This window comes from Lysinibacillus sp. BS3, assembly GCF_039614735.1.
In the GTDB taxonomy this organism is placed as follows: Bacteria; Bacillota; Bacilli; order Bacillales_A; family Planococcaceae; genus Lysinibacillus; species Lysinibacillus capsici.
Genome location: NZ_CP154860.1, coordinates 2,075,450 through 2,087,511 on the forward strand (window position 1 = coordinate 2,075,450; position 12,062 = coordinate 2,087,511).

General features: G+C 36.8%; 9 protein-coding genes. 6 read left to right on the top strand and 3 right to left on the bottom strand.

Annotation, left to right across the window (positions count from 1 at the left end; genetic code table 11):
* Positions 1–242: 242 nt before the first annotated feature.
* The 4 genes from AAJG31_RS10455 (at position 243) to AAJG31_RS10470 (ending at position 3,759) form a co-directional block, all read left to right on the top strand.
* Positions 243–920 carry a hypothetical protein gene (locus AAJG31_RS10455; protein ID WP_279493917.1) on the top strand — a complete coding sequence of 226 codons (678 nt, stop codon included), beginning with the start codon at positions 243–245 and terminating at the stop codon, positions 918–920.
* Positions 920–2,176, top strand: a complete 1,257-nt coding sequence (locus AAJG31_RS10460; protein ID WP_279493915.1) for an HlyD family secretion protein — start codon at positions 920–922, stop codon at positions 2,174–2,176. Before AAJG31_RS10455 ends, AAJG31_RS10460 begins: the two co-directional genes overlap by 1 nt.
* 237 nt (positions 2,177–2,413) lie before the next feature.
* Entirely contained in the window at positions 2,414–2,920 is a 507-nt protein-coding gene (locus tag AAJG31_RS10465) for a helix-turn-helix domain-containing protein (protein ID WP_066038258.1), read from the top strand.
* Positions 2,917–3,759: an IS3 family transposase gene (locus AAJG31_RS10470; protein ID WP_066038259.1), complete on the top strand. Its 843-nt coding sequence runs from the start codon at positions 2,917–2,919 to the stop codon at positions 3,757–3,759. The genes AAJG31_RS10465 and AAJG31_RS10470 overlap by 4 nt, the downstream gene beginning before the upstream one ends.
* A 362-nt stretch (positions 3,760–4,121) precedes the next feature.
* Here the strand turns inward: AAJG31_RS10470 and AAJG31_RS10475 are convergent, their stop codons facing one another.
* From AAJG31_RS10475 to AAJG31_RS10485, 3 genes are all read right to left on the bottom strand, one after another.
* Positions 4,122–6,614 carry an S-layer homology domain-containing protein gene (locus AAJG31_RS10475; protein ID WP_279493913.1) on the bottom strand — a complete coding sequence of 831 codons (2,493 nt, stop codon included), beginning with the start codon at positions 6,612–6,614 and terminating at the stop codon, positions 4,122–4,124.
* Between the two features lie 66 nt (positions 6,615–6,680).
* On the bottom strand, positions 6,681–8,573 hold the full coding sequence (locus tag AAJG31_RS10480) for a stalk domain-containing protein (protein WP_279493910.1): 1,893 nt from the start codon (positions 8,571–8,573) through the stop codon (positions 6,681–6,683).
* A 931-nt stretch (positions 8,574–9,504) separates the two neighbouring features.
* Entirely contained in the window at positions 9,505–9,864 is a 360-nt protein-coding gene (locus AAJG31_RS10485) for a hypothetical protein (RefSeq protein WP_279493908.1), read from the bottom strand.
* Between the two features lie 163 nt (positions 9,865–10,027).
* Here AAJG31_RS10485 and AAJG31_RS10490 point away from each other — a divergent pair, with 163 nt between their 5' ends.
* Entirely contained in the window at positions 10,028–10,594 is a 567-nt protein-coding gene (locus AAJG31_RS10490; RefSeq protein WP_279493906.1) for a hypothetical protein, read from the top strand.
* A 375-nt stretch (positions 10,595–10,969) separates the two neighbouring features.
* Positions 10,970–11,764, top strand: a complete 795-nt coding sequence (locus AAJG31_RS10495) for a hypothetical protein (protein ID WP_279493903.1) — start codon at positions 10,970–10,972, stop codon at positions 11,762–11,764.
* Positions 11,765–12,062 lie beyond the last annotated feature (298 nt).

The window sequence follows — 12,062 nt, forward strand, 5'->3', positions numbered from 1 at the left end:
TACTGAATTAAGAAAAAGTCTTCGGGAGTTGTCACTGATTTTCGACAAGCACGAAAAAAATCAGGACATAGTATGCCGAGACGTAATGGATGTGGGTTCTGCATCAAGTGACATACACTAACGAAATATGCTTTTTTCAACGAAATTCATGAAAAAAAACAGCTATTTTCATATGTCATAATGTCTTTACAAGGTGTATACTACAACTTTGATAGCCTAATTTGGAAGAAAGGACGCTGTTTATGTTTTACCACTATAAGTTCTGGCATAGCTTAAAAAATCCTACATACTTTACAAACGTCGTAGAGGAAGGCGAAGTAACTGGATATAAAAAACGCGCATTAACGGTGTTTATCCTATTCATCGCCCTATTCGCTGCTCGCGAATATTGGGGAATGGGGACAGAAAATTTAACGACCTTATTCGCTTCAGATTTACAAAATGAATACTTTGTAGCACGTATACTGTCAATGCTCGGTGCCATTTTGTGGGCGACCCTCTATTTTTGCTTCCATTATTATGGGGTTACTTATTTATTACATTTATTAACGGATATTCCTTATACTTGGATAAAAAGAGTCCAACTCTATGTTGTTGTCTTTCTACTAATTGAAAAAGCGATTCTCTTTGCTGTTTTCTACGCTGTAGGCTATACAACGATGTTTTCGTTCTTTTCTTTAGCTCCCGCTGCCTTACAACTGATTGAAACAGATTTCGTGTTATTCACTGTTAACCAATTGACGGTAACAACCGTTTTAATCATTATTGTGCAGTATTTATTCCTGTCCAAATGGGAGGAAGAAGCTAGTAGAAAGATGTTAGTAGTCAAATTGATTGGTATACAGCTATTTATGGCTCTATTTGTTGGCATGATAAGTGTTCTACCAATTAAAGAATGGATTGCTAGGGGGTTAGGATGATGGCATGGATTAAAGCAAGACCATGGACAAGTTTGACCATTGTGTTAGCGATGCTAGTAATCGGTATCAATGCTTATTTCGTATTCAAAGATGATAGCAGCGTGACACGATCCTACTTTATCGACGAATTTCAAAAGGCTCACATCGGAACAAATAAAGAACGTGTTAACAAGGAAACGATTGTAGCACCTGCTGAAATATATACTATTACCGCTGATGCAACAAGCTTATCAGCAGTAAATGTAAAGCGTGGCCAGAAAGTCATGATGAATGATTTACTTGCTACCTATCAAACGGATGAAGTGGACGAGGAGCTAACAAAGCTTGAATCGGAACGTACAGCCTATGAAACTGAATTAAGCGATTTACAGGATGCACTTGATCAAATTGAGGATGAATACGGCGATGGCTCTGATCCAAAAAGCTCGATTAATACAGATCAAATGAATGATAAGCTTTCTGTTACGCTAAAATTAGAGCTTGCTCAGCAAAATTCACCATCAACAGCAGTTGCCCTGTTAAATCGACATATTGCTGAAACCAATCGTCAAATTGCGCTAATTGAGGCACAGATTACACAAATACAGTCCCGTCAAGGTATTGTCAGTCCAATCGATGGTGTTGTGTCAGCGATTAAAGAAGATGCAGGTGCACTGACGTTTGAAATCTATTCAAATGAAAAAGCTATGTATGCTTATTTATCCGAAAGAGAATGGCAAAAGGTTGAAGAAGGCCAAACTGTTGATTTTAAGGTGAAGCATGTCAAAGATGCATTATCTGGCGTCGTATTAGAAAAACAAATGATTGCGACTGATGATGATACATTTTGGGCAAATGAACTAGCCAAAACAGCAGCATTGCCACAACCAACAAATTATGAAGTCAAACTACAACAAGACGCTCCTTTAGAGGACATCCCATTTTCAACAACGGGCAAGGCCTCTATTATTGTCAATGAAGCGTTCGATTCCTATAAAGTTGATAAATCGTGGCTAGCAACGACTAAAAAGGGCAATAAAAAGCTGTATATTATCAATAAGGATGGCAAAATTCAGCTGATCGATATCAATGTACAATTTAATACTGCTAAGTCAGCTATTTTTATGGACTATATAGATGAAGGAACGCCAATGCTCACTAATGAGAAACGTAATATTGAAGCCTATACCTTCAGAACATTACCCGTTGAAAAAATACAATGGAACCACTTTAAAGATTTAACGTGGAAACAATATGTGAAATACATCGTTTTCTAATCTAAATCCGCTTCGCCTTTTTTTGGGGCTAGGCGGATTTTTTATTATTAAAAACAAAATTAAAGATCTTTTTGGAAAAGCGAGCAAGGGATTGATTTCCGTTCCGCCAGCGTCCTTTCCAGGGGGCGTCCGATGAGCCGCTTCACTCACTACGTTCGCTCCAGGGTCTCATCTGTGACGCTATGAACTGCACCCAAAATATTGGACTTAAAAAATCTAATATAGGGGGTGCAGTTAGTGATTTCTGATGAACAAAAGTTAGCCGCAGTTCTAGCTTACATTGAAGAAAAGGAAAGTACGTATCAGATTGCCAATAGATTACAGAGGGATCGACAGTACGTTCGATTATGGATTGAATTATATCGATACCATGGCATTGAAGGAATTATTCGTCCTCAAGGGTTCACGAATTACGAAGATTCTTTTAAAATAAAAGTAATTCAACACCTGATAGAGACGGGCGATTCGCTCCTTCAGACTGCTGCGAAGTTTAATATTCCTTCTCGTGAAACCATTCGGAGATGGAAAAAACAGTGGATGTCCAAGGCTGGAAAGGTGCTCTATCAAATAGAAAAGGAGCACCAATCAATGCCAAAAAAACAACCACCTTCGTCTGATTTAAATGAAAAAACAACGGAAGAGTTAAAAGCGGAAATTGAGTATTTACGGATGGAAAATGCCTATTTAAAAAAGTTGAAAGCCTTAGTTCAAGAAAAGGAAGCATTCAAACCGAAGAAAAAATGAGAGCTGTGTATGAGCTAAGGCTGGAATTTCCACTTCAAGCTCTATTAAAAGTGGCAAAAATCAAGAAAAGTACGTATTATTATCATCTTCAAAAATGGGTAAAACCAGATAAATATCAGGCGATCAAAGAACGAATCCAGACACTTTTTCATCACCATAAGGGGCGTTATGGCTATCGTCGTATTTGTCTTGCCCTCCGAAATGAAGGTTTTTTCATCAACCATAAAACGGTACAACGATTGATGCAAGAATTGGGCTTAAAAGGGACGGTACGCCCTAAAAAATACCGTTCGTATAAAGGGACAGTCGGCTATGTCGCAGAGAATGTCATCCAACGTGATTTTGAAGCCACTGCATCCAATCAGAAATGGGTAACCGATGTCACAGAGTTTAAAATAAACGGTCAAAAAATCTATGTATCGGCTGTATTAGATTTATTCAATCGAGAAATCGTTGGATATGAGGTATCAAAATCACCTAATTTTGAGTTAGTTCAACAGTCTTTTAAAAAGGCGTTTACGTATACAAAGTTATCGAAAAAGAGTGGCTTAATCATTCATTCTGATCAAGGATGGTTATATCAAATACCCCGTTTTAAAGCGTTATTGACAACGCATGAAATCAAGCAAAGTATGTCACGGAAAGGAAATTGTTTAGATAATGCCGTAATAGAAAGCTTTTTTGGTATTCTGAAATCAGAATTTCTGTACACAACTACGTTTAAAAACTATGTAGAATTTACAAAAGCATTAGCAGATTATATTTACTATTACAATCATGAGCGGATTAAAAGAAAACTCAACGGAAAAAGTCCCGTTGAGTATCGAAAAGCTTCGTAAAAAAGTTTATATTTTTGGGGTCAGATCACTAATCCCCTAGGAGTTACGCTGGCTCCACTCCAATCAACCATTCTGCAAAAAAGTGGCATTTACTTATCTTTCCTACTAGCCGTAGCAATCAAAATAAAATGAGTAGTGTACACCTTCACATTATTTAAAAACCTTTGCTAAATTGTACGTTGGAGTGGAATGCTACTTGACTCAGTGTGATAGCAAGACTGGCAAGACCCTGCACGAAGGCTCGAAGCTCGCCCACAATGAAGCAAGTAGCCCTGGAACGGAAATCAACTCTCGCTTTAACGCAAACATTCCTTTTTAAACAACACAAAAAATCCTCTGTAGAAGCTACAGAGGATTCATGTTTATTTTAAAGATAAGCATCTATTTAAGAAGCTTGCGAATTGAGCACGCGTAATTTGTGCGTCAGGTCTAAACGTATTATCTGGGAAGCCTCCTGTTAAATCATTCGCCACAAGCGCTTGGATATTGCTGTACGCCCAGTGTGTTGATTTAATATCTGTGAAGTTTACCTTGCTTGTACCAGTTAATTTGTACGCTCTTGTTAAAATCGCTGCCATTTCTGCACGTGAAAGCTGTCCGTTTGGATTAAACTTCCCTGCCTCTTGCCCTTTAATAATGCCAGCCTGCTCAACTGCGGCAATGGCACTGTATGCATAATGGCTCTTACTCACATCTTTAAAGCTAGAATCCTTCGTTGTAGTTAGATTTAAAGCTCTAGCGATGATCGTAGCTGCCTCGGCACGTGTAATGGATGCCTCAGGTTTGAACGTTCCATTTGAGTATCCTTTAATAAGAGATTGATCGTATAAGCTTTGGATTTCGGAAAATGCCCAATGTCCTTTTGTTACATCTGTATAAACTAATTCCTCATGATTATCTTTATAAACGGCTTGTAATTGATCGAAATACAGCTGTCCTTTCTTCTGAAGAGATGCTGTTGGCTGAGCAACATACAAACGCTCGAATTTCAATGGCTGTGGTAAGTCACTCGGAATATTCGCCGTCACGTACTTCCAACCACTCCAGTCTAAACCACCCTGGCTTGTAAAATCAATTGTATGCTTAGCTCCAGCACCATCAATCACAACGCCTCTTAGCCAATGCTTACCAGCATCGCCAAATACCCAAAGACCGATATTTTTAGGCTGCCCTGAAATAGCAATTGGTGTTTTCGCAACCATATAGGCAGCTTTTGTGCCTGTGCCACTAGTTGTGAAATCATAGTTTAATTGTAAGCTAGCCGTTCCCTGTCTTGCATACTCTTTAGAGCTTGCTAATGAAGCATTAGCTTTCGCCACTTCTGTTGTCCAAGATGACGTATTATCAAAGCTATCTAGTACAATAGGTTTCTCTGCTAGATCTACTACTTTCACAGCTGTAGACGTACGAATTCCTTCATACTCGCCAATAATTTTTCCTTCACCCTTTTGTGTTGCTGTGAAGGTTGCACCGTCCATTTTGCCGATATTTCCTTCAACTGTCCAGTTCATATTTGCTGGGTTGATGGTCATTGGATTCAAGTATTGATCATAGGCACTTGCAACTTGCATATCTACAGAAGATCCTTTCATTACCTGACCAACACTACTTAACGTAATTGATTTTACTTTCCCTGGTGGCGCTGTATTCACTACCTGTAAAATGGCAGATACACGACGTTCACTACCCTCTGACGGTCTATTCACTAGATTAGCGAAATAACCTCCTGGATTACGCGCCACCATTGCTGTAGAGCCGCCTCCATCTAGGTTAATAGCCGAAGAAGCACCCACTGAAATTAAATGAGCAGCTAAATCTGATAAATTAACACCATTACTATGACCACTTATGCGTCCATCAATCGTTACAAGAGATACCTTTGTACCTGTAGCATCTATAGCTACTGCTGTACGTGGACTACGTGTAGAAGCAAACCCTGAATTCGTTGGCATAGAAATATCCACTTTGCCGTTACGCACAAGCATTGGTCCAGCAGCTAAGATGAACTGTGCATCCATCCATTTTTGATCGATCGATAAGCTGACATCCACGCTTGTACCTGCTGTAATGCTACTTAATTCAGCGGCTAACTCTTTATTTTGGACAGAGATAACAAAGCCATCTGCTGGTACAGAAGAGTTACCTTCTGCTCCATATGCTGTTACATGAGATACTGTACCAGAGAACTGGTCACCAAAATGCAAGGTGCTTGTATCTTGACTAGCGCCCGACACAACGAGTTCTACACCCCATGTATTTGTCCCTGTTGATCTTTTTTCCGGTGTATATAAAACGTTTTTATTTGTTCCTCGTTCACTATTAATAAGATCGATAGGATAGCTTTTGCCATTCACTTGGAAAGTTAGATTCGTAGAATAATAGTCTGCAATCGCTTTCCCTGATTTCGATAAACCAAATGCAACTGGCTTTTGTGTTGGGCTATCATATGTATCTCCCAAAATACCATAGTTCACAATTTCATTATTTTCTGCTAACAAGTTCGCAGGCATACCATTTCCTAAAAAGTAAGAGGCATTGACAGCCCCAACAACACGATGCCCATCATATGTGTTTTGCTTGGCCATCGCTGATGTTGTTTTTAATGAATTAATAGGATTGGGCATACCAATTTCTAGTTTTGTATATGTATTATTTAAATTGACATCTAAAACATTTACAAACTGACGTATCGAACCTGACGTATAGTTTTGCTGTGAATGTATTACCTGTGGTGAAACCTCTGTTTTAACTTCACTGACTTTATTGCCTAAACCAGCAGCTTGTCCATTGATGGGGCTAACTGTTAGTGTAAGCATGAAAAGGACTACAATAATCGTTATTAGTTTTCTTGCCATTTTTCACTCCGAATTAATTCAAAGTATGGCACGTACCATGTCACGTGACCCGTGCCAGTGACTTTTTTATTTTGTTTCTACATAGATTGCTACTGGAAGGTTGACACCACCAGCATGCATTAGTTCTAATTCAATCGTATCTTTTGAACCCTTCATTTTGAAATCTGGTAATTCAACATACTCTGCCCCTACTCTTAAAGAAGGCACTAAATACACTTTGCCATTCACCTTAATCGCTCCGCTGTATAATCCTCCTCGACCAGCTAACTTCAGCTTAATCGTTTTTGTAGAGCCTGTTGGATTGACAACAGGAATGGATACTTTATAGTTCATACCGAAGTGACCTGGGTTTCCTACAGCACCATTGATTTGAGAAAATGAATTTTCAGCTGTTTGTAAATGGTCTGTACGGCCATTGGAAATGTTATAGCCTACCTCTGGAGTATCTACTGTATAGGCTGGTAGCTCTGCTAGAATGGTAGCACTTGGCCACGCACCCCTTGGATGCTTCGCATACTCATCCACGGCAACCTGTTCTGATTGGATTGTTGTTAAATCTGTATTATCTTTTGAAAGCACAGTACGAATCGTATACTCTGGCTTTCCACCATTGACTGCTTGAATATCTAAATCATGTAAAAAGCCGATAATATAATCATAGTGTAAATCGTATGTTTCAATGATCTTTGTTTCCCCTGGTGCAATGACAATACCACTACTTTCTGATTTTTGAAGCTTGTTATTTAAAGTAGCGTCCGCAATTGACAAACCTAGGTCATGACCTACCCAGCTATTACCCGTTTTTTGGCTAATGCCCTTCGAGTCAGTCACTTTAATGCTCTCTGTCGTAGACTTGTTTTGAACGGTAATGCCAAGAGTGACATCCGTACCTAATGTGTTGTAATGCCAGCCAAAAACACGATGCTTATTCGTTGCCGCAGTTGGTTTGACATCATATTGGGCAAGCGTCGCATTATTCATTGGCACAAGCTTACGTGTTAACGTTTCGGGATTATCACTAATAAATAAATCACGATCCCCCTCTAAACGAGCAGAAGGAACAGCCTCTGGTGATGACGTCGTGCCATATGATTTATCTAGGAAGGGGCTTGTAAACATATAACGGTAAACATAAATATACATTTCTTTTTTCTCTGTGATATAACGTAAATTTCCACCTAATGCATCCACAAGAAACTTAGCAGGAATGTACATTTTGCCTTTTTGTATAAATGGCTTTTCGATCATTGTCACTGCTTCATTATTAACCAAAGCCTGATTGCTGTTATCATTGAAAATAAAGCTCATCCCACCAATTAACAATTCAAAGGAACCATCAGGCTGCCAAGTACCAGATGAATCATCTAAATAATCATAAATATAGCTAGCAGGTAAATAGGTTCTTCCATCCTTTGAAACAATCGGATCTTTCATGACAATACGTTTGTTATTGATATGTAAGATATATGGGTCTTCCTGCGGTGGTGCTGTTGTTTCATCTGATAATGTAATATCCACCGATTGAGTAGCCTCATCCCAATTAACAACTCCATCAAAGTTTTCGCTGACGAAACGTAATGGCATGTAGGTACGATCCTTATACATAAATGGCGCAACATCCATTGCAACCTCTTCTCCGTCTATTAAAGCAGTCATCGAATCGATCGTTAAATCAACCATCTTACCATTGCGAATTGCCGATGCCGTCAACGTTTCCTTATCCCAATCCACACTTGCACCAACCGCTTCATACAATGCACGCATTGGTAATAATAAGAAATCCGATTTATTTAAAATAGGATCATTGACTTGAATCGTCTCTCCATTAATCGTAATCGAAACATTGTTTTTTATCTGAATGCCATTGTTACTAGTCGCTGATGCAGACGCTTGTCCTGGCAAAATCGTAGCCAACGCAACTGCTGATACAACACATGTAGTCCTAAGTTTCTTAAACATCTTAATCTCCTTTTTCCTCTTACAATAGTCTTTATCATCTTAACACGAAAAACCCCTAAAATGTGGGATTTATATCGAAAAGAGTAGAATTCGGTACTAGAGTGCTAGCCTTTCTCCTTCGAAAGCTTCATATAAAGTAAATGATATTCCAAAATACCATGGTCATTTTCTATAAAACTTATTGTGGTTGCTTTCACACTATTAGTACATCAAACTTCTCTATAAGGTAGACTAGTAATAGCCTCAAAAAGTTACATAATTATCAATTTCTTTTTGAGAAATTGAACGATTGAGTCGCATTATTGGGGTAAACTATATGAATAATGTATTATGCTAGAAATAACAATCTATCTAAAAGAGTATTAGATGTGTCACACGATAAGTTGCACACCGACGCTTACCTGCTAAACTAAGGCGTTTTAAGACAATCCGTTCAACGTTTAAGCCAGCGTCCTCAAAATTCATTCTTTAGGAGTTTGCTTATGTCATTCCCTTCAATAAAATGGCATTTAAATTCCTCTATAAGTAATTGCTTTATCACTAAAAGAGCCTAGATATTTAGGATTACAGTTTAGTTGTTCTTTTTCTTTTTTAGTAAATAATATTTTGTCGCTTATCCCCATTATCTTTTTCTCATTTTAAACAAAAGTACCCTATAAGATAGATTTTCTCAAAGTTTCTATCTTATAGGGTATAGTATAGTCGTTATACAGACTCAATCATAACCAAATCCGGAGTAAATATGTTGCTGGAGGATGTCCGCTCCCCATTCACCTAATAAAAACTAAAATACCACGTATCCGATGGGTGCCAAGCAATCCCCAATATTCCTCAGTTCCTCTAACACAAATACAGAGAGATAAAAAATAAACCGTTTTGTCCAACCAACTATATCTTGAGCTTGCATATATATAAATCATTGTTTTTTACGTTAACCAGTTAGTTTGTCGGGATTTTCCACTAAGAAATATAGTTTACCTAATGTATTATCTGCTTGCTGAAACATCCACTTTTTCTCGTCTTCCATGATAAGTTTCCATAATAATTGACCATAGAAGAATGCTGATGTTTGTTTATCTTGTATCAGTTCATAAATAGGATAGAACACACTGCCCTTCCAATGCTTTGGAGGTAAGTAACTCGAATTAAAAACTTCCTCATTCTCAATTATAGTTGCTAAGTGGTAAATGATTTGGTCCAACTTTCCCTTATCCATTTTGTCATAGTAAAACAGGAACTTATCATAATGGGGTACTTTTGCCATTCTCTTTCCTTCAATTGAATACAACATAAGAATTCCTCCATTAACACGTAATTGGTAATACTTGCAATTTAAAGATAACATAGTTATTATAATATGTAAACAGATGTGATTACATATTGAAGGAGTGTTTAAGATAATTATTGAAAAAAATGTTTGGATACTACGACCTATGCCACATAGCATTAACAGAATGAAACAATTCTTGGATGATGGATTCATTGCAATTGGTTATCCAGCAGGAAAGTCGTTTACAGGGAAAAGCTATGATGAATTAAAGGGTATATTAGACCAAGAAGATTGGTCTGAAGGAATTGGAAATGTTAATTTGTTTGTATTAATGATGAATGTTGGAGATTATGTCATTGTTCCTGATGATAATAAAAAGGATGTATATATTGGAGAAATCACTAGTGATTATTATCATGAACCAGCTGTCGATAAGCCAAATGATGGATTCTATCCCCATCAACGAAAAGTAACATGGTTCTTTGATAAGAAGCCACTATTGAGAAGTCAATTACCTGAAGAACTCAGAGGCTCATTGAGATATCCAGGAACCATTGCTAATATCACAAAACATCGTTCCATTGTTGAAGGCCTTATAAATAATGAATCCAATACCAAGAATGAGGAAAACAGCAATCCCATTCTAGATAAAGCCATACATGTATTGGAGGTATTACTAGACGATCATAATACAGAAATTCGCCTTAAAGCCGCAGAAGCACTTACTAGGTATTATTCAGAAAAAAAATAGACCCATAATCCAAATAGACAACTGAAGGAGAATACTAATAAAAAAAGCGAGTATTGTCCATCTAGTGCTTAGTATTTCTTCTTTTCTGAGCGTGAGCCATAAATATCATTTTCGTTAGCTGACAAACTTACTCTGTTAGTACTTCAATTTGACTTGTAGACTTTTTATTTTGTTCTTTTGTCAAAGCTAATTGTGCTTCTATTGAATAAATACTGAATTCGTGCTTATTCTACGTTTCTCATAACGAATAGCAATGAGCTGTAAAAATAGTTTCGCATCCTCTTGTTAAAAGGTTTTTTAATTCTATATAATTGAAACTTTTTTTGATCATTAATCCGTATAGCAAGGGATATTTAAAAGAAAGGATGTTATGTAATGATTACTAATCATTTGAAATCAAATGAAGAAAGTATCCAAAGTACCGTTTACTTAGATTATAATGTCTTTATCAATTACAGAAATCATCAAGATGTTAGGGAAATACTTCATAATAAAAAAACACAGTATAATTATTGTTATGGTCCCCCGTACTTAGAGGAAGTTGCGAACATTCCATCTGAAAAGTTCGAGCATATTCAATCACATAAAAATGATATCGATACATTGTTTGAATTTCATACTTTCAGACCCACGGATACAAACAAACTAGTTAAGGTACAAGAGTCTGCTGCAACTGTTTTAAAACGCGTAACAGAATCACTAGATCTAAGTAAAAAAGCTGAAGAACATGAAAAATCTCAATTCTCCCTATTCAAATCACAATGTAAAGAGTTAAATTTTGACCCTAAAAAAATGAGTAATATCCCTTTTGATGAAATATTTAATCATGCTGATGTGTTTTTATTTGTAGAAGAACTAGCAATAAACAATCCAGTATTTTTACAGTCTTTAAGAAAAACATTAAATTCCGCAACTAAAAAAAATTTTACTGAATTACAGCATTCTATTGCTGTTTTGTTTAATGTTCTTGAAATAGTTGGCTTTAGACCAGAAGCCGCGAAAAAGGCGCGTTCTAGAATGCATGATGTTTCACATGCAATTTATGCTAGTCAATGTGATTTTTTTATTGTTGAGGACAACAAATTTAGAGAGAAATGTAAAGCTGTTTATCATTTTTTAAAAATAAATACAAAAGTACTTTCTTACAACGAATTTATTGAAAATTTCTAGTAGACTTGTTGACTTATAAAAAGATTACAGGCTTTTAACCCCTCTCGTAAGTTTTTTTCCTATGACAAGTGTGAGTCATATAGACCATTTAATCATTCTTTTAGAGAATTTATTATGAATTTTTAAAAAATGATTTTTAAACAAAATCAGTTAAATATTCTATATATCTTTGGAACCTTTATTAATATTTTATATAAATTGATAGAAAATCCTTTGTCACCATTTATGAGCATTTGTTGAGATAGTAAGTTGACTTTATTAGGTAATCAAATAGTGCTGTTTTTGTAACGGACTGTTT